The sequence below is a fragment of the Oceanobacillus longus genome (genome assembly GCF_042650085.1).
Taxonomy (GTDB): Bacteria; Bacillota; Bacilli; order Bacillales; family Amphibacillaceae; genus Oceanobacillus; species Oceanobacillus longus.
Map to the genome: position 1 here is coordinate 200,421 of NZ_JBHSAO010000006.1, position 24,640 is coordinate 225,060.

Consider the following 24,640-nt stretch of genomic DNA (forward strand, 5'->3'; position numbering starts at 1 on the left):
TTTATGCTTTGGAATCAAAAACCGACCGACTTGAAGTATCTGCTTCACTTTTGACTCCATAATTCATGCTTTTTAATGTCGGACTCATTAACTCCAAAGATATTTGAACAAATTGCATCGATTGACTGATGAGTACCTGGTTTAATTGTTCCTGCTGTTTTAGCTTCGTAATAACAGCTGTAAGTTTGATTGCAGCATTTTCCATTTTTACTTGTTCTGCTTCATTTTTAACTTGTTGTAGGATGTTTGTAATTGTCGCATCTTCCACCGCCATATCATTGGCTTTACACAACGCCTCAACAGAGATTTTCCTTTTGCTCTCCGCTTGTTCTAAAAGCCGAATGAGTTTCCGTTCCCTTACTAACAAAGACTGTAAATGGTCGATAGAACCTTCCTTGACTGTTCTCGTTTTCTCGTTTGAAACCGCTAGTAAATCTTCATGTATCTTTACAAGCTGCTCCAATGATTGTGTAATTATATGGGACAACTTGAAGTCCTCCTTTTAGACGTTACAAAACTTTTATTTTGACCAAAATTCGAGCATTTTTTGAGCCGCCTTCTCTGGATTTACTTTATATTCACCAGAATCAACTGCTTGTTGGATCTCTTGAACATAGGCAGCCCGCTTTTCACTTGTTTTATCTTTTTCCTGAAGTTGTTTTGCCTGACTTGAGATCTCAATTTGATCTTTCGTTTCAATTGCTTTCTTTACTTCTGTTTGTTTTTGTATCTGCTGTTTATATGGATTGAAGTTCGTATGATTTGGACCATTAATTTTCATTAGAGCTTCACCTCTTCCTGTTCCTAGTTATCTGCGGACAATTTCTCTTAACCCTATTATCGGCCACTAACACAAAAAGTTTAAGGGTTTATTCAAAAAAATCCCTGTTAACACTGATTATTTCCGGTATTTATCCATCGCATAATACGTATCCGAACGGGCATTTTCTCTTATACGTACTTCTTCCGTCCTTTTTTCTACTTCTTCATATAGTTTCAGCTCTTTGTTTAATTGTTCCCGACAGCCTATACATAGTTTCCCTGAAACAATATTCGTACCACATTTTTCACACGGGAAAGCTAGTTTTGGGAAATCGGTCGGATGAAGTCTTTTCGCTTTAATAAATTTCGTAATTAACGTTTCTTCAACACCAGTTTCTTCAACAATCTCTATTAAAGTTGCTTCTCTATTTTTTCTTATTTTTAAAAAAGCATATACTTTCTTAAAAGCTGCTTCTTCTTCTTTGTAGCAGTTTGGGCATATATCACGTAATCCTTTTACAAAAACAGCATCACAGGTGCTGCAGTTTGCTAGTTCAGCCATTGGCCTATTCCCTCTTTTCAATAATTATAATACATCAACCCCGAATCAAAGTAAGGGCATAAATGGACGGGCAGCCATGGTTTTTCAGTAATTTGGCTGCATGACGTAATGTCGTACCTGTTGTATATATATCATCGACAAGAATGACTGGTTTGTTAATAGGTTGTTCTATAAAAAAAGGGCTATCGGTATATATTCGTTCTAATCTCGTTTTCTTGGACTGTTTCTCACCATCTTGACGCGATAAAATATCCGTACATGGTACAGGTAAAAATTCCGCCAATGCCTTTGCCTGATTAAAGCCTCTTTCTCTAGCACGTTCTTTACTCAAGGGAATTGGGATTAGTACTGCGTCTTTTTTTAAAACTGAAAACCGCTCATTAAATGTGTCTTTGAAATAAATTCTAAAGATTTCTCCAAGTACATAATCCCCACGATATTTCCATTTCGTAATCACTTCCTGCATTATCTCATTATAGGCAAATACAGAATAATTAAATTCTAGCGCATCTTTCTCGAGATTTCCCTCCCACCACAAACAGTCTGAGCAGATTTCTTCATCTGTTTGTCGGCTGCATATTCTGCATCGAGGTCCATGCAATAATTCTAGTTTATCTTCACACTCGGTGCAAATCGGCTTTGGTTTGTACAACTGAAATAAGTTGGACCAGGTAATCTCTGGGATGATCTGATTGTGACACCATAGACAAATCACTTCAAAAACGCTCCCCTTTTATTCATTGAATTTATCGAATCGATCGCCTGCACCATTGCCTCTGTTTTGCCATCATGAAAAAATAAAACTTCCCCAGTCGGATCTTCTGGACTTCTACCTGCGCGTCCAGCAATTTGAACAAGGGCGGCTTCATCGAATACATCATGCCCAGCATCTAAAATGGCCACATCTACAGAGGGAAATGTAACCCCTCTTTCAAGTATCGTTGTAGTAATCAAGATGAAAATTTCCTTCGCTCTGAATTCCTGAACCTTTTCTTCTCTGTTCACATCCGATGCGTGTACAGATTGCAGTTTTTCTTCTGACAATAGAATTCCTACTTTTCGTAAATGCATCGAGATAAAAGGCTTTATTTTTTCAGCGAGTGTAATGGAAGGTACAAAAATCAACAGCTGTCTTTTCGGATTTTTCCGGGATTTCACCCATTTCAAAAATGCAGACGGAGGATAATAGTTATTTAGATCCCGTTTCAACCCATGACACATTACCTTTTTTGGTATAGGTAGTGGTTGTCCATGAAATCGGACTGGCACAAAAATATGTGGTAGCTTTTTACGTCTCATTGCTTTTTTATGTTCTTTTCTCGGAGTCGCAGTTAAATAGATGGTTGTACTTTCAGATTTTTTTGCGCGTTCGGCAGCATATGGGAGCGATTTATCTGCATGATATGGAAAAGCATCAATTTCATCAATAATCATTACATCAAATGCTTCCTGATAACGAAGCAATTGGTGTGTCGTTGCAATAATGAGTTGCGCTGCTCCTAACTTGTTCTCACTCCCACCATACAATGCTTGAATCGAAACCGTCTGAAAAGCACGCTGAAGTCGTGGAAGCAATTCTCGGACTACATCTGCTCGAGGAGTTGCTAAGCAAATACGTTTCCCTGTGCTTAATGCTTCCGTAATACCAGGAAATAGCATCTCCGTTTTTCCAGCTCCACAAACGGCCCAAACTAATAGCTCAGGCTCTTTCTTTTGTACTGCGTTGACAATTCGGGCGGCAGCTTTTTGTTGGACGACTGTCAATGTCCCCTGCCAGGAACATGGATCCACATGATGACTCCAATTCGGTTCATTTTCATTCCAATAATAAAGCAACTCACATTCACTAACACGTCCCATTTCAATACATTTACGACAATATCTGTGTGTATGATGACATTTTTGGCAAGGAAGTTTTTCAAATAAATGAGGGTTCTTATTACCGCAACGCTGACACTGGTAATGGAAGTTTTTTTGAATGATGGATTTTTTACCTGTTAGTAAATTATTTGCTAGAAGTTGTTGGAATGAAGGTTCGTTTAGCATTATTTCATTTCTAAGGAGAAGTTTTCCAGCGTACTGGAAGGAGAGTTCCTTGAGGTCGAGAGGTTGTATGACATTATCTGCCATCATCGATTCACTCACTTTCTATTATATTATTATTTGTAATTATCAGCTCAGGATTGGCTGATAATTACTCAACTTTCGCAAAGTGAAAGTGATAAATATTAGGAGGTTGGAGATACACTGCTCTAGTTGACTTTAGATTAACTGTTTGCGCTCTACAGTCTGGGTACATCGAGATTCCAAGGCTCATTTCGTTAGTTTTGTTGCTTTTTATTATCGTATTTTATATAAACTCCGAAGTAACTGCTGGTTGAATTGGTTTCTATAAGTAACTGCTTTCCCCTCCGTCCGGGATCGCTCTGGGCGGATGCTTTCCGCGGGCACGGCCTCAGCCCCGAAGAGAAAACCGCTCTTCTGGTCTTCGGACACGTGCTTTTCCCGCAGGAGTCACCGCCCGCCGCTCACCCGGACTGGCGAAGCTGTAGGATGCTATTTTAGCGATTAGCAAGTGTAGTCATTGTCATTGTCATTGTCAGCAACCTTCTAACCAGCTCGGGGAAATATACGGAGACTCCTACGGGAAGAGAGGCATAGGTGAGACACTGAAATGCGTTAGCATGAAGGGGCCCACCAGCCGCCCGTGGAAAGCGTAGTGTATTTCCCTGAGCGGTCGCCGAAGTAGATCTTACGTCGTAGTTTATCTCAACTCTGCGACTATTAAAAAAATAAACACTATGAAAACAGCCATATTTTTACCCAGTTTAGCAAGGAGATTATTAGAAACATTCTAAGTTTAACCCAGTAATGTTTGAACATATTTTATTGGTGCGAAAGTTGAGTAACTACAAAAAAGACACTCTATTTTACATACCACCCAACACCGATGGATCCCTCGCCGAGATGGGTGCCAATAACTGGTCCAAAGTAGCTGATGGAGGTGTGCATCGTTGGGTATTTTTTCACAAAATCATCTCGAAGCTCACTAGCTGATGTTTCATCATTACCGTGAATGAATACAACTTGCAGATCTTTTCCTTTTTCTGCATCTGTTTCAAGCATTCCGATAATCCGATTAATCGCTTTTTTACGAGTTCGTATTTTTTCAAATGGAACAATAAATTTTTCCGAAAAATAAAGGATAGGTTTCACTTGCAAAAGACTGCCAACAAGTGCTTGTGCTCCACTTAAACGTCCTCCACGCTGCAGGTTGGTAAGATCGTCTACCATAAAGTAAGCCTTCATACTATTCTTCATCTCATCCAACCGCTCCAGAACTTCTTCAGCTGTTTTTCCTTTTTGAGCCATGTTAGCAGCTTCCAGTGCATAAAAGCCTTGAACCATACAACTCGCTTCCGAATCGTAGGCATAAACATCAATACCTTCAACTAACTCGCCTGCTGTTATAACTGTCTGATACGTTCCACTAATGCCACTTGATAAGTGAATAGATATTACCGCATCATAAACCTTTGCAAGCTCTTCCAACTTGGTTGTTATATAACCAATGGATGGCTGTGAAGTAGTAGGTAGTTCTTTTGATTCTCTTACTTTTTCATAGAACTGTTCTGCTGTGATATCTATTTCTTCCTCATAGGAGTTATCTTTAAAAATAACGTTGAGCGGAATCATATGTATATTGTGCCTGTCCCTTATATCAGCGGGGATATATGCTGTGCTATCTGTCATTACAGCAAGCTTCATTTATTACCTTCTCCTCTATTCCAAATTGAACGATATATGCATTTTATTTTACACGAAAGATAGAAAAAAATCACCTGTAATTAACTCAATTTTCGCAGATTGAAATTGACTAATAAGCCTTAGTAGAAATAGGAGGGTTGGAGATACACTGATCAAGTTAAATTTGAATTAGATTTTTGCTCTAAGCAGTCCGGTTACACTTACTTAGACTTCAAGGGGTTATTCGTTCATTTGTTACTTATACTAGTTCGCATTTGAGATAAAATGCGAACTAACTTCTGGTTGATATTCTAACATATGTGCTATTGCTGCCGTCCGGGATCGCTCTGGGCGGATGCTTTCCGCGGGCACGGCCTCAGCCCCGAAGAGAAAACCACTCTTCTGGTCTTCGGACACGTGCTTTTCCCGCAGGAGTCACCGCCCGCCGCTCACCCGGACTGGTGAAGTTGTATGCTCTGTTAGCTATCCGCAAGTGTAATAATTTCAAGGTAAGTCTAACTAGCTCTGGGAAATATACGGAGACTCCAACGGGAAGAGAGGCATAGGTGAGACCCTGAAATGCGTTAGCATGAAGGGGCTCACCAGCCGCCCGTGGAAAGCGAAGTATATTTCCCAGAGCGGTCGCCGAAGCTTCTACATACTATTAGAAACAACCAGCAGTTACTTCGGAGTTTATATAAACTCTGCGATGATTAAAAAGAAGCATTAGTTTAAGTTTAACCCTGTCAAATGTTTGGACTTATTTTTTTGGTGCGAAATTAGAGTAATTAAGATAAATAACCTGCACATAGAAAAATACCCTGGTGCATAAACACCAAGGTATTTTTTCTTAAGCCAATGTAAAGGAAGTTAAATTACTTCTACCCAGCCTTTGCGAATTGCCGAAACAACCGCCTGTGTACGATCATTTACGTTCATTTTCTGTAAAATATTACTTACATGGTTTTTAACTGTTTTTTCACTAATATATAAGGTTTCTGCTACGGCACGATTACTTTTCCCATCCGCCAACAGCTGCAATACCTGACACTCACGTTTCGTAAGCAAGTGTAGTGGTTTACGGTATTCAATACCTTTATCCGCAATACTTGAAGAATTTTCCTTCGCAAGGCGACGATATTCCTTCACAAGGTTATGTGTTACCTTTGGATGGAGATAGGATCCGCCGTCACTGACTACTTTTATTGCTTCAATCAAGGAATCCGAATCCATTTCTTTAAGCAAGTACCCTTGCGCTCCCGTTTTTAGTGCATGTGTCACATAGCTTTCATCATCATGAATGGAGAGAATAATTACTTTTGAGTTTGGAAAATATCGGACTAAGTCAGCAGTCGCCTGAACACCGTTAATCTCGGGCATATTAATATCCATTAATACAACATCAGGGTTATTTTCTTTTACCAGTTTAGATGCAACAGACCCGTCATCTCCCTCAGCAACTACGTTAAAGGACGGTTCAAATTCTAGAATGCGTTTTACCCCTTCACGAAATAACTTATGATCATCTATTAACACAATTCGAATTTCTTTCTCTGTATTCATTTATTCATCTTCCTCCCGCATTCGATTACTTAGTAATGCCTATTAACATTTATATGACAGATATATGTTTCTCTCTATTTTTTATTTAGTATTCTTATAAACCATTATATACTTAAGGCGTTGAATAAGGAACTTTTATGGTAATTATTGTTCCTTTGCCAATAGCAGATTGTATATTCAGTTGGCCTTCAAGCATTTCGACTCGTTCTCTCATACCTATTAATCCAAATGATTTATCTCTTTTCACACTCAGATCGAAGCCTTTTCCGTTATCCTTAATGAGCATCGTCAAGCTATCTCTACGTATTTCCAGTTTAACTTGAATCAAACTTGCTGCACTATGCTTAATTGCATTTTGAATCGATTCTTGCATGAGACGGAAAAAGGCTATTTCATATTTTTGATTGAGACGCCTTTCTTCTCCAAAAACAGTGAAATCAATCGTGATTTTATTATAATCCGAGATATTATCCACATATTTTTTGATTGTTGGTACAAGTCCCAGATCATCCAATGCCATCGGTCTAAGGTCATAAATAATTCTTCTCACTTCATACAAGGAAGAACGAACCATTTCTCTTACACTTCTTATTTCAGCTATTGCCTGATCAACCGAACCACTTTTTACTGTTCGTTCCATAAGTTCGGAACGCAATAAAATATTGGCAAGCATTTGTGCCGGCCCATCATGTATTTCCCTCGATATCTTTCTGCGTTCATCCTCTTGTGCTTCAATAATTTTCAGACCAAATTCCTGTTTCTCTTTTGCATTTTCTATCATTTCGTTAACTTGCCGGAAATCATCCTGCAAGTAAGTAAGAATTACTGAAATTTTTCCAGCCAATCCTTCAGCCCGATTGATGGTTTGAGATAAGGTGATTAATCTTCTTTCCAATTCATCCCGTTTATCACGCAATACTTTTTCTTCCTGGCGAAGCATAGCTAAATTTGTTTGCATAAGATGTGTATTTTCATAGACCTCTCGTATATCCGCCTCGGAATATCGTTCAAAGTATTTACTTACTTCGGCTAATCGCTGTCGTGAAAAGCGGACTTTTTCTTCTAACTGATCTCCATTTTCAATATGCCGAAGTACTTTCTCCTTCGTTTCTTTTAGCTCAAAAACAAGATGCTCATGTTCTTTACGAGCCTCTTCACTAATATTGAAAATTTCGTCCTTACTATTTTCAACGACTTCAATCATTTCGTCGATGACGTGGTCCAAAGCCTTTTCGCTTATCTTTACCGCCATATTTTTCCACCAACCTATGTTATAGTTATACGTATAGACATTTCATTTTTTTAGGGTCTTTTCCCTATATAGAGGAAATATTTTCCCAATTAGCTATATTTTTAACAACTTCTCTTTATATGAAATTAACGATACCTATATACTATAATGTGCGTTCGAGGTGAGAAAATCAAGATGTTGAAAAACTATTATACCGTAAAAAAAGAAGGAAACGACCAGATTATTATTCAGAAATCCAGATTTATCGGCTATATTAAGCGGGTGAAAAGCGAAGAGGAAGCACAAATATTTATTCAGGAAATAAAGAAAAAACATCATGATGCTAACCACAATTGCTCTGCCTATATCATTGGGGAAAATGATCAAATTCAAAAAGCAAATGATGACGGCGAACCAACCGGTACTGCTGGGGTGCCGATGCTCGAAGTGCTTAAGAAACAGCATTTAAAGGATACCGCAGTCGTTGTAACAAGGTATTTTGGTGGAATTAAGCTCGGTGCTGGTGGACTGATTCGTGCTTATGGAAGTACGACTTCTCAAGCTATTAAAACGACAGGTATTGTAAAAAGGCAGCTTATGAAAGGTTTCTCCATAACGGTGGATTACAGCCTTCTAGGTAAATTGGAAAACGTACTAAGAAATTCAGATCATCTTTTGGAAACAATTAACTATTTGGAAAGTGTTGAGTTTATCGTTTTTGTAAAAGATGATCAGGACGACGCTTTTCAGGGGTGGATGGTAGACTTGACAAATGATCAGGCAGGTATTAAAAGAATCGAATCTAAATATATTGAAATCGACGTTACTTCGACCGACAAAATGTAGAAAAATGACAAAATAAAACTGCATCCTATGGAATGCAGTTTTATTTTGTCATATATTGTGCATACTTTTCCAAACGCTTACTGCTCGACAACTCATTAATCAGCATCTTGATCAACTCTTCCGAACTATGAATATTTTGCTTTTCGGTTTCATCAATCATTCGTCGCAGCATATTTTTATATTTTTCCTGCTCTATCATTCTCTTACCGCCTTTTCGTTCGTAATCCAAGTTACTAACATTGCAATTAAAAAGAACTGTATCATAGTTTTTGGTAAATGTTTGTCGAACTATGTCGAAACAAGAAACAATTTATTTCCTCACCATACCTATACGACAAAAGCTGTCATTTATGGGCGCTGTTTCTCCTTTTACCAAAGCCATTTATCATAATGATACAAAAAACAGCTAGTAAACCTCCAACACTATCCAACATGACATCGCCGGCATATGGGGTTCTATTGGGTGTCATTCCCTGGTGTAGCTCATCTAAAACCGCATATATAACTGTCAGCAGAAAAGAAAATATTAATCGTATTTCTATTCTAAAGTCAGTAGATTTTCTAAAAGCGATATAGAGAAAACAAACTAACAAAAAGAAGACCGTAACATGTGCACCTTTACGAATAAAAAATTCGATAAATCCATTAATCCCAAGCACATCAACATTTACCAAGGAATGATTATAATTGAAAGAAATCCAGCCAACAAAGGGCTCTAGCAAACTGAAATCGATCAGACTTCCCATCAAGGGTTTAATATCCTGCTGCTCATATGGTGTAGCTGAAGAATAGAAAATAATACCCATCCAGCCAAACGGCAACAACCAATATAAATATTTTTTCATCGTTAACAACCAAACTTTCATCTGAAAAATAAAATTTCCTGAACGATAACCAGACTATTATATAGTATATCTGTTAATCCAATTAGTTTCATCTATTAATTTCATCTACAGGATATATTTATAAAAATGGGAATCGAAACATAAAAAAACCGTTAAGCAGTTGGCTTGACGGTTCTTCTCTTAATTATCTTGTTTTTGTTTCCATTTATTAAATTCCAAGTATTCCTTAAATTGTTCTTTCGATACTCCGGACTGCATTGCTTCCTGTACAATTTGCATCCATTCATTATCAAGTTCTTCTGTATCTATAGATTCATTTTCATTAATTACATCATTTACGGATACACCTAATACAGTACTGATCTTTTCAATAAACTGGATCGATGGATTAGATTGAAGGTTTCGCTCAATCGAACTAAGATATGATTTTGCTACCCCCGCTTTTTCAGCTAATTCAGAGATGGACATTCGTTTTTCCTGGCGTAATTTCTTTATCGTTTCACCGATCAAGTTCCTCACCTACTTTCACTGCGCATTATACCATATTTGCAGTAAGTAGTTCTATATAAAGTACACTTTTTCATAAAAATTACGCCTTATGTCCTGTGTCGTTTAAAAATTGGCGAATCTCGTCCATTGAAATCCCTATTTTCTTTGCATGCTTTATTAAGACTACCCATTCCTCATCAACTGCTACTTTTTCAATAATCTTTTCCACCATCCATCCCCCATTATTCATCCAGACAATCCAGCCATCTTAGCATAATGCTTTAGACCCGTGACTTTGCGCCCTTACCTTTCAATAAGTTTGCCCTTTTCTGAGGATTTTGTTAATTCCTAAGACTATCATACTATAAAGTTTACAATAATTGTGTGACTTGTTTTGTCATATGGGCACTAGTTTTGTAGGGTTTTCAATCTAATAAATCGGTTATTTTCTACTTTTTGTACACATCTTTATTATTCTTTATATGCTACTTCCCAGAAAAAAATATTACGATGCTATTTTCTTTTTTCGATAAAGCATTAGGCCAATCCCAGCCATGAGGAGTATTATACCGATAACTAGGAAATTAAATATCGTTGTTGCCGTATTAGGAAGTGGGGATCCATCACCAATTGAACCACCTCCACTACTAATAGCACCAGCGATAAATTGCTCATCTCTTTCGTTATTTTCTCCTTCTGCTGTAAAAAATAATGAAAATTTAGCATTCAGTCCTTGGAAGTCATTACCAAGATGTTCAGGAAATCGAATTGTGAAATCCAGAGTTTCTTCACTAGAGCTTTTCAGGGTTCGAGGTGATAATACCTGAAAGTCCTTTAGTTTTCCATTGTATAACAAATCCTTTGAATCCCTAATTTCCAGCAATAATTCGTTATATAGTTTTAAAGTATCACCAGAAGGCTTGGCCGAAACATCATATGCAAAATCTAGTATCCCATTGTTTTGAATAACGACAGACCTTGGGGCCCAATCACCAGGTTTCATATTATCGATATTAAATAAAATTTCCTCCGGTAAAATATCAATTGTGATTTCTCCTTCGGCCGAAACAGTGGATTGCGTTGCGATACCCATATGAATAATAGTAATTCCAAATAGGAGTAACATTGTAATTCCCCTGATTATCATGAGCCACCTTCCTCGCTTAACTGACATGATGCTTATTTAGATCTGCTACTTTATCTTTTTCATCGAGTTGTCTTATCGTTTTCCATATTGTGATCCCTGAGTAGGCTAACATGAGAAATCCAGGAACAATCATAAATAGTATGCCTCCATTTGGAGATTGCGAAAAATTAATTAAATAGCCCATGTATGGGATTGTGAATCCGTTATATACCCCAACAACATTTTCCGCAAGAACAGGGTTTCTATCCGCTGCATTATTATTGTCCCCTTTTGTTGTATAAAGAACGCCATTCTCTGTCGTGGTTACCTCTGTAATTCTATGAGTAATTAACTTGTTGTCCTCTTCCATAAACGTGATCACATCGCCTTTTCCAAAACTACCTTTTTCTTCCTCTGTAAGTGACTGTACCGCAATGATTGAACCGGTTTGGATACCAGGTTCCATTGATCCAGAAAGCACCGTCTTCAATTGATATCCAAGTACTTCTGGATCACCACCTGTAAATTTGGTTGATAGTACAATAGTAGCTACACCTATCAATAGAATCATAAGAATACTTGTAACGATTTGATTTGCCCACTTTGAGACCTTCCTTATTTTCATTCTTCTCCACCGTCCTGTTCATTTGTCATATTTGCTTCTTTTTCATTCTCTTCTTCTGCAATAATTGGCTCAACACTTTCGACTGGTGCCTCAATTTCTTCTTCCTTTTCTTTCATCTCTGTCTTGTTATTTTCAACATTTTCTTTTTCATCCATCTCCGTCGTGTTTTCTTCTACACTTCCTTTTTCATCCATCTTTGTTTCAGTAGATTCATTTATATCTTTTGATTCCACTTGTTCTTCGCTGCTACCTTCCGTTTCTTTTTCTTGTATTTCTGACTCTTCGGCTTCACTAGGTACTGAATTAGTATTCTTGTTGTTCTGCTTTTCATCAATATTATTCGACGAAGGACAGTTTACAATTGTCCACTTACTCCAAATAGTTTTGCTGTCAGAATCACCTGGGTTCTCTTTTGTTGAAAAAACATAGACGCCTGGTTTACTCGCTTCATACGTAAGGGGGGCTGTTTCTCCCTTTTTAATCGGTTTTATTATTCCTTCATCTTCACTTAGAGCTAGCTTTTCTCCATGTTTTTCAGGATTTCCGTTTTCGATATAATACAATTCAAATGAACCGTTTTCTTTCAAATCTCCTGGACCATCATTTTTCAATTCTGTAGCAATAATTACAGATTCACAGGCTTGTATATTTTTGTTTCCTTTAGTTATAAAGCGCAAAATGCTTTCCTCGTCAGGACTTTCCCATTTCCCCACTGTCACCTCTCCTGATGATTCCTGATACGCAGTAAATTGTGCTGCCGTATCTGAAGTTAAATAACCAATCAAAAAAATTAAAATATACCAAATGACTGAAGTTTTTAAAAACAGTAAAAACGATCGATTTTTTTGTTTGAATTTATTGAAACGGCTACTTCTCAAGTCTATCTCCGCCCTTCAAAATGTCTCCATTTTTATACTTATTCAAAAGCATAGAACTTCATGTTGTATACTTTGGAATAAGTATAAATACAGAAGGAGAAGGATTATAAGTAATCTCCCTCTGCACTTAGTTAGTTTCGCATACTTCTCAGGAAATTTATTTAATACACCTAGAGGTGCAGAACTATTAAACAAGTATTTAATAATTTATTGAGAGTTCTCTTTACCATCTCGTTGAATTGCTTCAAATTTCCATGTCAATTCTAAGGAATCTTCTTGAAAATGATTTTGAGTACCTTCACTGTTCAAAAAACTAAACCGAACCGAGAACTTCCTTGTGTTATTCTCCAAGTTAAAATTTTCTAGAATCTTAGTAGGGTTATCCATTAATTCGGAAAGCTTTTTTTTGAACAATACATTTTCTTCACCACTCACATGATGTACAAACTCCACAAGTATATGATTACCTAGATCATCACCATCATTATTTTCACCATTATCAATAACTTCATAGGACGAGTATAAATTTACTTCCTTCATGTTAACTGTCCCATCATTCGTAAGTTCAAAATCCCCACTGACTGTATCTCCTGGTACAAGATTATCGATTTTAATGATCGTTTCTTTGTTTATCCCCAGGTCCAGCAGTCCAGCTGCAAAGGTACTTCCTGCCTCCTCTGTATCACTAAAGTAGGCAAATGTCCCACCCGTGACTAAACTGATTCCTAGTGCAGCAGTAATGAAGCTGATGGTTAAACTCCTTTTTATGCTCAATAAGATTCCCTCCTATAGCTTTACTTATTAAACTAGATTTCATTTACGATTATGGTATTTTTTATATAATGCTTATGTAGGAGGAGAATAATCTCCTCCAATTATTTTATTATTTTGCTTTACCTTCATCTTGCATTGCTTCAAATTTCCATTCTAAGTTTAAGCTATCCCCTTGGAATTCGTTTTGGTCTTCACCATTATCCTCAAACTCGAATTGAACGTAGAAGGTATCACTTGTTCCCGGTTCTAGACCTCTTTGTTCCCAAAATATTAACCAGAATTTTTCTTCTACTAATTCAGGACTCGCATTCTTTAGTTCGGCTAGTGATGTTGACCAAATTGGGAGTGTACCCTTATCTGCATTTAATAGGAAATTCACATTAATATGTTCCGCAAAGTCTTCATTATTGTCATTCTCAGCATCTACTACTCCATAATTTGTTAATAGATCAACTGTTTTAATATGCAATGATCCACTATTTGTAAGTGTAAATGGTCGTAGCATTGTGTCACCAGGCTTAATATTTTCTACGTTAATAATTTCAGTTGGATTTAATGCTAGATCCAAAGTTCCTGCAGCAAATGTGTTATTCGAAACTTCTGTATCACTAAAATAAGCAAATGTTCCTCCACCGATTAATCCTAATCCTAATACTGCTGTTGCTACACCCATACCTAATTTTTTCTTAATACTCATTGTTAAATTCCTCCAATTTATTTATAATTTTAGTAATGCATGAAATCTTGTTTTGCATAAATCTTCGCTGCGTTGGAAATGATGGTGCGAGTTTCTCTGTACTGTTGATATTTATTCCAGTACAATAGAAGTAGTTTATTAACGAACTAGACTTGCCACAGCGATAGTCCTCCTTTCCTATGTATCTCATCTTAATAGCGTTCCGTTCTTTATAACTAATTAATTTTGTTTGTTATAACGAACGATTAATTGAAGTATAGGTTATTTTCCCTAGAATGAAAAACCTCAAAAATAGCCATTTATGCGCTATAAAGAACACTTTACTTTATTTAACTCACAATAACTTTGGTTTACTTATATTTTCAATTATTTTATAATTTATACTTCTATATAAAGAACACTAAAACCCTTTGGCACTGCTGTTTTTAAGAATCTTATACTTTTTCTTCATTTACGCTTTCTTGTTTTTGTTTTTTAAAATATACTTATTATTATCAAGAACATGAGGAGCATGTCCTATGAAATGGTTATCTTTTTTGTTAATTACGGCTGGATTGGCAATCGTTGCATATGGTGGATTTCAGTGGTATACAACGGAGAAAGCGCAGAGAGAAAGTATGGCTGAAGCACAGTCATTACTGGATGATAAAAATCTCGACATGAGCGAAATCGTTGCTGAGCATTCCCAGCTTCCTGAGGACTTTACGCCTGACACCGGTGAAACAGTCGGTCTCCTCCATATCCCTAAACTGGAATCCGATCTTCCTATCGTAGAAGGTACACATGAAGATGAACTGGCAAAAGGCGTCGGACACTATGCTGGGACTGCTTATCCGCTTCAAAATGAACAGATTGTGCTTTCGGGACATCGTGATACCGTTTTTCGCAGAATGGGCGAACTTGAAATCGGGGATATTTTAACGATGAAATTATCGTATGGTGAGTTTTCTTATGAAATTACTGGAACGAAGATTGTTGATGCAGATGACCGTACGATTATCGTACCTCATGATGAAGAAGTGTTGACACTTACGACTTGTTATCCTTTTTCCTTCGTAGGCAATGCACCTGACAGGTATATTATTACTGCTATGCCTGTAAAAACGGACATCAAAAAATAAACAAAAACCAACTTATTTCATTAAATTCCATAGACTATATTCGCTATTTCAGATATAATTTACCCAAGATTTGATATTTTTTTACAAGTTTCTACTAGTCAAAAAGTCTTATAATGGAAGTCATAATTAATACAGAGGAGAATACGAGTGGTATCAAGAGCAGAGAAGAAACAAAATAAGAAAAAACGCAAATGGCCTTATTGGGTTGGCGGAATAGTATTGGCATTAATTTTACTTGTTGGAGGATTTGCATTCTATGTTTGGAATCAGGTCGGTGCTACCGTAGAAACGATGCACAATCCATTGGCAAGAGATGAAGACCCCGAAAGACAAAAACAAATACAGAATATTTTCAAAGAAACCGATTCTGTTAATATTCTTTTGCTTGGCGTTGATGAACGCTCCGGGGATAAGGGACGATCTGATACAATGATTCTTTTGTCTGTTAATCCAAATACGGAATCGATGATTATGTTGAGCATACCACGTGATACGTATGTAAATATACCTGGGCGTGGACAAGATAAAATTAATCATGCCTATGCTTTTGGTGGAACTGATTTATCGGTACAAACTGTCGAAGAAGCATTTGACCTTCCGATTCATACGTATGCAAGGGTAAATATGGAAGGCTTCCAACAAGGAATTGATGCTTTGGGTGGCGTTACAATCAATAATGACCTGGCCTTCTCACAAGATGGTAACACCTATCCTGAAGGGCAAATTACGTTGAATGGGGAAGAAGCACTAAGTTTTATCCGCATGCGTTATGAAGACCCACGTGGAGACATGGGTCGAAATGATCGTCAACGAAAAGTAATTACCGCTGCCATGAATGAAGCGGCAAGTTTTAATAGCATTACCAAAGTTGGAGAGATACTGAATATTTTAGGTGACAATGTGCAAACAAACCTAGATATGAAAAAAATACAAACCTTGTTCACTGGTTACGCAGGAGCACGCAAAGATGTGTCCACAATGGAAATAAGCGGTTCCGGACAAACCATTAATGGTGTTTGGTATTATATCGTTCCAGATTCTGAGTTTAACCGTATCAATACAGAGATAAAAGATCATATGGAAGCAAATTAGGAATGGTAAAATGAAAAGTCACCTGTGTGTCATAAAACAGCGTGGCTTTTCTGTTCGATATACAAATGTTTGTATATCGTTGATGTTATACTATATATAGAAAAAATTTGGGGGTATTATTTATGAAACGAATATTATTATTATTTATAATTCCACTTGTTCTTGTGGCATGTTCCAATGATGAAGAGGTCACACCGAATAAGCGTTTTAATGACTATGTCAACCACTGGAATGAACAGGAATTTGGAGAAATGTACGGCATGTTTTCTCAAGTAGCAACAGAGAGCTATCCTGAAGATCAATCAACATTACGAACCGAAAAAATTTATCAGGATCTGAACGTTTCTGATTTACAAATAGATTTTGAAGAATTAAACGAAGAAGAACTTGAAATGGCAATGGAAGAAGGTACAGCAGAACTTCCATTCACCGTTAATATGGAGACGATCGCCGGACCAATTACTTATGAGTATGAAGCAACACTTGTCCAGCAAGGTGAAGAAGACGAAGAAGAGGAAATGAATTGGTATGTAAATTGGGATCCCGGATTTATCTTTCCTGATTTGAAAGACGGCGGCGAAATTGGTATTGATACGGTTAATCCAAAACGTGGAGAAATCCTTGACCGTAACCAAATGCCTTTAGCAATCAATGGGACAATTGTTGAAGTCGGCGTTGTCCCTGGTGAGCTTGGAGATAACGCTGAACAGTCAAAAAAACAAATTGCGGAATTGCTCGGTATCAGTGCTGAATCTGTCGACACGGCTCTTAATGCTGGTTGGGTCCAAGATAATTTATTTGTACCACTCAAAAGTGTCCTTTCTACTGAAGAGGAACTTCTATCCGAGTTAAGTGCCATTGATGGCGTTCAGCGCAGAGAAACTACCGGACGTGTCTACCCGGCTGGCGAAGCAGCAGGACATCTGGTTGGATATATCCGAAGTATAACTGCCGATGATCTGGAAGACCTTGATCCTGCTCAATATAGTGCGAATGATAAAATTGGTTCACGTGGACTTGAAGCACATTATGAGGAGCAACTTAAAGGAAAAAAAGGAGTAAAAATTACAATTAACAAAGAAGAACAAGATGAAATCATACTTGCTGAAACACCTGTGGAAGACGGTGAAACAATAACCGTTACCATTGATGTTAATGTTCAAGAAAAATTGTTTAAATCCTATGAAGAAGATGCAGGAACAGCTGCTGCAATTAATCCAACAACCGGTGAGACATTAGCACTAGTTAGTAGTCCTGCATTTGACCCAAATGAAGTTTTATATGGTACATCAGGAGATTTATGGGAAAGAATGGAGAACGATGAGCAAAACCCATTAATTAACCGGTTTGCTTCTACCTATGCCCCAGGATCGGTTTTTAAACCTGTCACCGGTGCAATTGGATTAAAAGATGGAAGCATTAAACTTGGTGAAGGAATAGAAATCGATGGTTTAACATGGAGCAATGGTGAAGGCTGGGGGAATTATGAGGTTACAAGAGTTTCTACCTCAGATGGTCCTGTTGACCTTGAAGATGCGTTAATCCGTTCAGACAATATCTTTTTTGCAAGAAAAGCTGTTGAAATGGGATCCGATGCCTATGTAAGTGGTCTGAACGAATTTGGATTTGGTGAAGATTTACCATTTGAATATCCAATCACAATGTCAACCATTTCTACAAGTGGTGATCTGGATGATGAAGTTTTATTGGCAAACTCTAGCTATGGCCAAGGTGAATTGGAAATGAGTGCACTTCATGTGGCATTAACCTACACGACATTCTTAAATGAAGGAAATATGATTATGCCTACATTCCTAACAAGTGAAGAAACAGCTCAAGTATGGAAAGAAGGATTAATTACACCGGAACAAGCAAAAGCAATTCAAGAAGCTTTAAGAAAAGTGGTCACAGAAGGTACAGCGAAAAAAGCTCAGAATGCAGACTTTCCTATTTCAGGTAAAACCAGTACGGTAGAGTTAAAGCTTTCGGATAGTGAGTCAGGTGCTGAGAATGGCTGGTTTGTAGGTTATCCAACTGATGATCAGGACATCCTAATTGCAATGATGGTGGAAGAAACACAGGATAAAGAAAGCGGACTTGCCGTTCAAAAAGTGACGGATGTCTTAAAACAAATGAAATAGTTTCCAAAGCAAAAAAATCTACTCCTCTTCGTTGCAGGAGTAGATTTTTATTTTATAATAATTTCGCCAGCGAATGAAACATATTTTCATCACGTGCATCAAGTGCCATATCGATCAGTCTTTTGATATTATCTCTTTCCAATTCATGAATAAATAGATGGGTAGCTTTTTCTTGGTCTGTCTTACTTAAGCTTGCATCGCTATGGTAATACGATTCAGCAATCGAATGCAATTGCTTTAGAAAATCAGGGATGGAGATGAGTTTGGACATCGGGACATTTACGACGTCTTTACCATTTTGAAAAGCAAAGACCGCATCGGTATTTTCTACCATCTTTGTTTTTCGATTAATCCGTATTTCATTGGCCTCAACAGGAATGAATTGATATACCTTTTTATTGATCATGACCGAAAAATATTGATACGCTAAAATAATACGGACATATTTATCTTCTGTTTTAACGTAGTACGGTTTTAGCATTTTAACAGTTACCATCGATTCCACCTCCCAATTTTTCTTACGCAATACCAATCTAAATTTTCAGTTAATTTATTTTACATGAATTTTCTGCGAATTACAAGAAGAAGTTTTGAAGAAGCCTTTCATTCTGGTAGGGAAATCGTCAATTTTCATCTTATCCTTCGATATATGACGATTAAATTAATGTCTGATTCATTTTTTCTTTCTCTATTTCAGTAAATACTCGGGATCTTGTTAGAAATCGTTTCCCTTCAGGACCTTCGAGGGAAAACATGCCGCCCCTCCCCTTCACTGCGTCAATGATAAGCTGTGTGTGTTTCCAATATTCATATTGATCTTTGGAAATATAAAAAGGTGTATCTCCTATTTTCCCAAGAAGTAAATCCGATTCACCTGTACGGAACTCATCTCTGGGGTAGCACATTGGGGAGCTGCCATCACAGCAGCCACCCGATTGATGGAACATAAGCGGTCCATGCATTTCTTTCAAATTCTCTATCAGTTGCAACGCATCTTCTGTAGCGACAACACGGTGAACCATTATTAATAATCACATCCTTTCGTACAAATGAATTATTGCTAGGTTAGCGTCGAATGGAAAATTTATTATTTCCCTAGAACAATCCAGCAGCACCTTCACTATAACTGATTAATAAATTCTTCGTTTGTTGATAGTGGCTGAGCATCATTAAATGGTTTTCACGCCCAATACCGGACTTTTTGTATCCGCCAAAAGCTGCGTGAGCTGGATATTGATGATAGCAATTTGTCCATACACGACCAGCTTGAATTCCACGACCGAAACGGTATGCGGTATTAATATTTCTCGTCCAGATTCCTGCTCCTAAACCATATAACGTATCATTGGCTATTTCCAATGCTTCCTCATCGTCTTTAAAAGTTGTTACAGAAAGGACGGGGCCAAAAATTTCTTCTTGGAAAATGCGCATTTTATTGTTTCCTTTAAAAATGGTTGGTTCCACATAGTAGCCTGCTCCGAGTTCACCCTCCAATTTGTTTACGTTACCTCCAACTAATACTTCTGCCCCTTCCTGTTTTCCGATGTCTAAATAGGATTTAATCTTTTCCATCTGCTCTTCGGAGGCCTGGGCACCCATCATTGTCTCCGTGTCGAGTGGATGACCAATTTTAATTTGTTTTACGCGTTCGATTGCTCTTTCCATAAACTTGTCATAAATAGATTCATGTACGATTGCACGGGATGGACATGTACAAACTTCCCCTTGATTCAAGGCAAACATAACCATACCTTCGATTGCTTTATCTAAAAATCCGTCGTCTGCATCCATGACATCTTTAAAAAAGATATTTGGTGACTTTCCACCAAGTTCCAACGTCACAGGAATGATATTTTCCGATGCATATTGCATGATTAGACGGCCGGTTGTCGTCTCACCAGTAAACGCAATTTTTGAAATACGGCTGTTGGACGCTAAAGGCTTTCCAGCTTCCACTCCAAATCCATTGACAATATTAAGTACACCAGGAGGTAACAGGTCTTTGATCAATTCCATGAGAATATGAATGGATGTTGGTGTTTGTTCTGCAGGTTTTAACACAACACAATTACCAGCAGCCAATGCTGGAGCCAATTTCCATGTCGCCATTAATATTGGAAAATTCCATGGAATAATTTGTCCGACGACACCTAGTGGTTCATGAAAATGGTAGGCAACTGTATCATTATCAATTTGACTGACGCCGCCTTCCTGCGCTCGAATCACTCCAGCAAAATAACGGAAATGATCAACAGCTAATGGTAAATCCGCAGCAAGTGTCTCTCTGACTGCTTTTCCATTATCCCAGGTTTCTGCTACTGCAAGCATTTCCAGATTTTCTTCTATACGATTAGCTATTTTGTTTAATACATTTGATCGTTGGGCAACCGATGTCTTTCCCCATTCATCTTTTGCTGCATGTGCCGCATCAATGGCAGCTTCTACATCTTCTTTCGTCGATCTGGCAACCTTACAAAAAACTTCTCCAGTAACCGGACTGACATTCTCGAAATACTTACCGTTGATTGGGGACTGATATTCTCCTCCGATAAAATTATCATACTTTTCCTTAAAATTTACTAGAGCCCCTTCTGTGTTTGGGTTTGCATACCTCATTCATTAATTCCTCCCCTACATTGTAAGCGATTACAATTATGTGATGAAAGAATACATGTTGTGGACTATCTCTTTCTAGATTATAACATTATATGTTTAACTATTCCAATAATTATAATTACGTAAAAAAATAAAAATCCTTGACCAATCTATTTTGATCAAGGATTTCCTCAAGCTGAAGCTATAAGAAAAACGCTGGTAACCCAACGTTATAGCTAGCAAGTATTGTATTATGATTTCAAATTTTAGCTTCAGCTTATTTTGAGATACTATTTCCTACTACTTCATCTCCGGAATAACGCGAACTTCTCGTTCCATTGTCGATTTACATAGTGGACACGCTGGTTCCTCGTTAAAACTGTATGTTTCTCTCATCCAGCCTTGACAATCGTCGCTTGTGCATGACCATACGTTCGTTTCCACTTCAGGAACCGGTTCCTTTGGTCCTCGAGAAAATGACATAATAGCATCCCCTTTCCTTCTACTCTTCTTATTATACTCCTTTTCGGGTAACAATGTAAGGGCATGCTTAGGTACAGATTAAATTTTCTGTTTAACAAGTTCCTCAAATACTTGCAATGCCTTTGGATGAAACTCATGGTGATTTTTAATAATGGAAAATTTGCGCTTAATTGGTGTCCCATCAATGATGAGCTTTTGAACTTTATTCAATTGAATTTCTTTTGCAAATGTTAAATCAGAAAGCAGGCTGATGCCTAACCCGGCTTCAACCCCTTCTTTAATTGTCTGTGTACTACCAAATGTTAAAACGCGTTTTGGATGAAGACAGTGCTTTTCGAAAAAATTTTCAAGCACTTTACGTGTCCCGGAACCTGACTCCCGAATAATCCAAGTTTCTTTTTCCAAATCCTCTATGGAGACTTCTTCTTCTACTTTATATGGTTGCCTTTTCGCTGCGATAATATACATTTTATCTGTTGAAAACTGCTCAACGGAAAACTGTTGATGCGAGTAATTTCCTTCAATGAGTCCAATATCTATTTCATGGTGCAAAAGCTGCGAACCAATTTCATCCGTATTTCCGATCGTAACTTCGGGAACAATCTGAGGGTATCTCTCCTGTAATTCCGCCAACAGTTTGGGTAGTAAGTATTCCCCAATGGTATAGCTTGCGCCAATCTTCAATTCCCCACTTGGATCATTTTGTAAATCCGAAACAAGAATCTGCATTTGATCATAACTGCGCAAGATTTGCTGTGAATATTGATAAACAATCTTTCCTGCTTTGTTCAACTCTACAAATTTATTGCTTCTCTCCAGAAGCCGTACACCGAGTTCCTTTTCCAAGGATGCTATGTACTGACTGACTGCTGGCTGAGACATATGTAAAGCCTCAGCAGTACGGGAGAAACTCTTCCGTACAGCCACTTCTTTAAATACAACAAGATGTTGATCCACCAACTACTCCCCCTTCCAGGTGCCTGTCACTCCCCGAATTTTGTCGAATAATATTGCATTTTCTATTTATAAGTATATCTTATCATACTAATAACAATAATTTATTTTTCTTATGTTGAAAATGAACTTATACTTAAAATTACAATTAGAAAGTGAGGATTATCTATGAGCACATTAACGAAAGGCTCCAATTATTGGAGAAAGCTATTATTAGGAATCGGTTTTACATTTATTTTTGCCCTGTTTGGATACTTGCTATCATTGGTACCCGGTTTTAATCGTGTTGGACCACTTGCTAGTGCTATCATGCTCGCTATTACCTATCGACAAATAGCTGGCTATCCTGAATTTTTTCGTATTGGAATTGAATTCTCATCTAAATATTTATTACGTTTTGCTATTATTTTATATGGGCTAAAATTAAATATGGATGTCATTTTTCAAGATGGACTTGGATTACTACTTAAAGGGACGATAACGATTATCTTCGCAATTCTCGTAACGATATATCTAGCAAAATTATTTAAAGGAAATGCCCAAATAGCATTACTACTCGGAGTTGGCACAGGGGTTTGTGGTGCAGCGGCCATCGCTGCAATTGCGCCAATTGTAAAAGCGAAAGACGAAGATACAGCAATAAGTATTGGTATTATTGCACTTGTCGGAACGGTATTTTCAATTATTTATGCACTCTTACTGCCGCTACTGCCAATTTCAGATGTCCAATACGGGATATGGTCAGGTCTCAGCTTACACGAATTAGCGCATGTTGCTCTCGCAGCAGAACCAGCAGGTGAAGAAGCACTTGCAATAGCATTACTGGCAAAGCTTGGACGTGTTTTTCTTCTTGTACCCCTATGTTTTGTTTTAATTTTCTGGGTTAAAAACCGTAAATCCGTAGATGGGACAGATAATACGAAAGTTAAATTTCCAATGTTTTTGCTTGGATTTATTGCAATGAGTTTATTTGGAAGTTATGTATTGGGAGACCTAGTTCCGGTAACAGATAATGTCATGGGTGTTATCAGTTTTGCTACCACATTCATCCTTACTTCAGCCATGGTCGGACTTGGGTTGAATGTAAGCTTGAAGGATGTTAAAAACAAAGCAATGCGTCCACTGTTTGCTATGTTGATCGCTTCGGTACTTGTTTCCATTTTGATGTACTCGATTGCTGGAATTTAATTGAATGATTGTCTTCGAGGATTGGCTGCTTAGCCGATTCTTTATGATTAGATGATTGATATAAACAGGGAGTGACCAGCACCTAATGGTGGGCACTCCCTAAGCAATCTTATAATGCAAAGCTTTCGATAGCTTTAGCAACGCCATCTTCATTGTTTGAATCCGTTATATGGTTAGCAACATTTTTGATTGCTTCCTGGGCATTGCCCATTGCTACACCTATTCCGGCTTCTTGAATCATCTTAATATCATTCAGGCTATCGCCAACTGCCATGACTTCTTTCATCGTTATACCAATCTTGTCACACAGAAAATGGAGTGCTCTCGCTTTACTAACGCCCTTTGGATTAGCTTCCATGTTGGTTGGCAATGAGTTAGTCAACTCAAGCCCTTCATAATGTGAAAGCTCCTGTACCATGATGTCCAACTTTTGTTTATCTTGGGATTCACAGCCAAATTTCAGCCATTCATAGTCATAAAAGTTCTCTGGAGCTTCCCCACGGAAAACACCACTTGTGGAGATCATCCACATATTAACTCCGACCTGTGTTCCCAGATTATATAATTTCTCAATGAGCTGTGTTTCAAGTAAATGCTGATCCAGAAGTTCTTTTCCAACTGTCCAAACCTGACCACCATTGGCAGTTATCAGATAGGATTGCAATTTCAATTGTTCTGCATAGGGATAACAGGTTTGAAATCCACGTCCTGTACTAAGAACAACGTGTATACCTTGATTCATCGCATCTTCAATTGCTTTTACAGTACGTTCTGATACTTCATGATTATCCGATAATAGAGTACCATCCATATCTAACGCAATAAGCTTTATATCTTGTTTTTGTTCTGTCATTAAAATGCTCCTTTTTCTATTGGTCTTCGTTACTAAAATTTAAGCAATTCTAACTGTAATCCATTTTA

At 37.6% G+C, this 24,640-nt stretch carries 28 protein-coding genes and 1 riboswitch; of the genes, 5 read left to right on the top strand and 23 right to left on the bottom strand.

Going from position 1 to position 24,640, the window contains the following annotated elements:
- Position 1: 1 nt before the first annotated feature.
- The 8 genes from ACFOUV_RS08640 to ACFOUV_RS08675 all read right to left on the bottom strand — a co-directional run bounded on the left by ACFOUV_RS08640 (position 2) and on the right by ACFOUV_RS08675 (position 7,886).
- On the bottom strand, positions 2–487 hold the full coding sequence (locus ACFOUV_RS08640) for a flagellar protein FlgN (RefSeq protein ID WP_379496355.1): 486 nt from the start codon (positions 485–487) through the stop codon (positions 2–4).
- 33 nt (positions 488–520) lie between these two features.
- Positions 521–781, bottom strand: coding sequence for a flagellar biosynthesis anti-sigma factor FlgM (flgM, locus tag ACFOUV_RS08645; protein WP_379496356.1), 261 nt, complete (start codon positions 779–781; stop codon positions 521–523).
- A gap of 117 nt (positions 782–898) precedes the next feature.
- Entirely contained in the window at positions 899–1,324 is a 426-nt protein-coding gene (locus ACFOUV_RS08650) for a TIGR03826 family flagellar region protein (protein ID WP_379496357.1), read from the bottom strand.
- Between the two features lie 34 nt (positions 1,325–1,358).
- Complete coding sequence (locus tag ACFOUV_RS08655; RefSeq protein WP_379496358.1) at positions 1,359–1,781, bottom strand: ComF family protein; 423 nt, start codon at positions 1,779–1,781, stop codon at positions 1,359–1,361.
- Between the two features lie 254 nt (positions 1,782–2,035).
- Positions 2,036–3,457 carry a DEAD/DEAH box helicase gene (locus tag ACFOUV_RS08660; RefSeq protein WP_379496359.1) on the bottom strand — a complete coding sequence of 474 codons (1,422 nt, stop codon included), beginning with the start codon at positions 3,455–3,457 and terminating at the stop codon, positions 2,036–2,038.
- Between the two features lie 792 nt (positions 3,458–4,249).
- Entirely contained in the window at positions 4,250–5,092 is an 843-nt protein-coding gene (locus ACFOUV_RS08665; RefSeq protein WP_379496360.1) for a DegV family protein, read from the bottom strand.
- An 849-nt stretch (positions 5,093–5,941) separates the two neighbouring features.
- Positions 5,942–6,634, bottom strand: coding sequence for a response regulator (locus ACFOUV_RS08670; protein ID WP_379496361.1), 693 nt, complete (start codon positions 6,632–6,634; stop codon positions 5,942–5,944).
- Positions 6,635–6,746: 112 nt separating this feature from the next.
- A complete protein-coding gene (locus ACFOUV_RS08675) occupies positions 6,747–7,886 on the bottom strand; it encodes a sensor histidine kinase (protein ID WP_379496362.1) in 1,140 nt (379 codons plus the stop codon).
- Between the two features lie 174 nt (positions 7,887–8,060).
- Here ACFOUV_RS08675 and ACFOUV_RS08680 point away from each other — a divergent pair, with 174 nt between their 5' ends.
- Entirely contained in the window at positions 8,061–8,711 is a 651-nt protein-coding gene (locus ACFOUV_RS08680) for a YigZ family protein (RefSeq protein WP_379496363.1), read from the top strand.
- A 40-nt stretch (positions 8,712–8,751) separates the two neighbouring features.
- Here the strand turns inward: ACFOUV_RS08680 and ACFOUV_RS08685 are convergent, their stop codons facing one another.
- From ACFOUV_RS08685 to ACFOUV_RS08725, 9 genes are all read right to left on the bottom strand, one after another.
- Positions 8,752–8,910 carry a hypothetical protein gene (locus tag ACFOUV_RS08685; RefSeq protein ID WP_379496364.1) on the bottom strand — a complete coding sequence of 53 codons (159 nt, stop codon included), beginning with the start codon at positions 8,908–8,910 and terminating at the stop codon, positions 8,752–8,754.
- Between the two features lie 145 nt (positions 8,911–9,055).
- A complete protein-coding gene (locus tag ACFOUV_RS08690; protein ID WP_379496365.1) occupies positions 9,056–9,556 on the bottom strand; it encodes a VanZ family protein in 501 nt (166 codons plus the stop codon).
- A 180-nt stretch (positions 9,557–9,736) separates the two neighbouring features.
- The gene (locus tag ACFOUV_RS08695; protein ID WP_379496366.1) at positions 9,737–10,066 is read right to left on the bottom strand and encodes a helix-turn-helix domain-containing protein; all 330 of its coding nucleotides are present in this window, start codon (positions 10,064–10,066) and stop codon (positions 9,737–9,739) included.
- A gap of 79 nt (positions 10,067–10,145) precedes the next feature.
- Entirely contained in the window at positions 10,146–10,295 is a 150-nt protein-coding gene (locus tag ACFOUV_RS08700; protein ID WP_379496367.1) for an anti-repressor SinI family protein, read from the bottom strand.
- A riboswitch (cyclic di-GMP riboswitch) is annotated at positions 10,296–10,379 on the bottom strand.
- A 171-nt stretch (positions 10,380–10,550) separates the two neighbouring features.
- A complete protein-coding gene (locus tag ACFOUV_RS08705; RefSeq protein ID WP_379496368.1) occupies positions 10,551–11,192 on the bottom strand; it encodes a TasA family protein in 642 nt (213 codons plus the stop codon).
- 16 nt (positions 11,193–11,208) lie between these two features.
- The gene (gene sipW / locus ACFOUV_RS08710; protein WP_379496369.1) at positions 11,209–11,796 is read right to left on the bottom strand and encodes a signal peptidase I SipW; all 588 of its coding nucleotides are present in this window, start codon (positions 11,794–11,796) and stop codon (positions 11,209–11,211) included.
- Positions 11,793–12,674 carry an amyloid fiber anchoring/assembly protein TapA gene (gene tapA / locus ACFOUV_RS08715; RefSeq protein WP_379496370.1) on the bottom strand — a complete coding sequence of 294 codons (882 nt, stop codon included), beginning with the start codon at positions 12,672–12,674 and terminating at the stop codon, positions 11,793–11,795. Before tapA ends, sipW begins: the two co-directional genes overlap by 4 nt.
- Positions 12,675–12,881: 207 nt before the next feature.
- Complete coding sequence (locus ACFOUV_RS08720) at positions 12,882–13,448, bottom strand: TasA family protein (protein WP_379496371.1); 567 nt, start codon at positions 13,446–13,448, stop codon at positions 12,882–12,884.
- A gap of 109 nt (positions 13,449–13,557) precedes the next feature.
- On the bottom strand, positions 13,558–14,145 hold the full coding sequence (locus ACFOUV_RS08725) for a TasA family protein (protein ID WP_379496372.1): 588 nt from the start codon (positions 14,143–14,145) through the stop codon (positions 13,558–13,560).
- A 518-nt stretch (positions 14,146–14,663) separates the two neighbouring features.
- Here ACFOUV_RS08725 and ACFOUV_RS08730 point away from each other — a divergent pair.
- The 3 genes from ACFOUV_RS08730 (at position 14,664) to ACFOUV_RS08740 (ending at position 18,499) form a co-directional block, all read left to right on the top strand.
- Positions 14,664–15,266, top strand: a complete 603-nt coding sequence (locus tag ACFOUV_RS08730) for a class D sortase (RefSeq protein ID WP_379496373.1) — start codon at positions 14,664–14,666, stop codon at positions 15,264–15,266.
- A 147-nt stretch (positions 15,267–15,413) separates the two neighbouring features.
- Positions 15,414–16,358, top strand: a complete 945-nt coding sequence (locus ACFOUV_RS08735; protein ID WP_379496374.1) for an LCP family glycopolymer transferase — start codon at positions 15,414–15,416, stop codon at positions 16,356–16,358.
- 122 nt (positions 16,359–16,480) lie between these two features.
- Positions 16,481–18,499 carry a penicillin-binding transpeptidase domain-containing protein gene (locus ACFOUV_RS08740; RefSeq protein WP_379496375.1) on the top strand — a complete coding sequence of 673 codons (2,019 nt, stop codon included), beginning with the start codon at positions 16,481–16,483 and terminating at the stop codon, positions 18,497–18,499.
- 52 nt (positions 18,500–18,551) lie between these two features.
- On the opposite strand, the gene ACFOUV_RS08745 is transcribed toward ACFOUV_RS08740, so the two are convergent.
- From ACFOUV_RS08745 to ACFOUV_RS08765, 5 genes are all read right to left on the bottom strand, one after another.
- Positions 18,552–18,995, bottom strand: coding sequence for an IDEAL domain-containing protein (locus ACFOUV_RS08745; RefSeq protein WP_379496376.1), 444 nt, complete (start codon positions 18,993–18,995; stop codon positions 18,552–18,554).
- A gap of 160 nt (positions 18,996–19,155) precedes the next feature.
- Positions 19,156–19,521 (bottom strand): DUF779 domain-containing protein, encoded by a 366-nt coding sequence (locus ACFOUV_RS08750; RefSeq protein WP_379496377.1) that lies wholly within the window; start codon positions 19,519–19,521, stop codon positions 19,156–19,158.
- A gap of 73 nt (positions 19,522–19,594) precedes the next feature.
- Positions 19,595–21,115, bottom strand: a complete 1,521-nt coding sequence (gene adh, locus ACFOUV_RS08755; protein WP_379496378.1) for an aldehyde dehydrogenase — start codon at positions 21,113–21,115, stop codon at positions 19,595–19,597.
- Between the two features lie 279 nt (positions 21,116–21,394).
- On the bottom strand, positions 21,395–21,577 hold the full coding sequence (locus ACFOUV_RS08760; protein WP_379496379.1) for a cold-shock protein: 183 nt from the start codon (positions 21,575–21,577) through the stop codon (positions 21,395–21,397).
- Positions 21,578–21,655: 78 nt separating this feature from the next.
- Positions 21,656–22,534 carry a LysR family transcriptional regulator gene (locus tag ACFOUV_RS08765; RefSeq protein ID WP_379496380.1) on the bottom strand — a complete coding sequence of 293 codons (879 nt, stop codon included), beginning with the start codon at positions 22,532–22,534 and terminating at the stop codon, positions 21,656–21,658.
- Between the two features lie 165 nt (positions 22,535–22,699).
- Between ACFOUV_RS08765 and ACFOUV_RS08770 the strand changes: the two genes are divergently transcribed.
- Entirely contained in the window at positions 22,700–23,719 is a 1,020-nt protein-coding gene (locus ACFOUV_RS08770) for a YeiH family protein (protein WP_379496381.1), read from the top strand.
- 109 nt (positions 23,720–23,828) lie between these two features.
- On the opposite strand, the gene ACFOUV_RS08775 is transcribed toward ACFOUV_RS08770, so the two are convergent.
- A complete protein-coding gene (locus tag ACFOUV_RS08775; protein ID WP_379496382.1) occupies positions 23,829–24,572 on the bottom strand; it encodes a Cof-type HAD-IIB family hydrolase in 744 nt (247 codons plus the stop codon).
- Between the last annotated feature and the right edge of the window lie 68 nt (positions 24,573–24,640).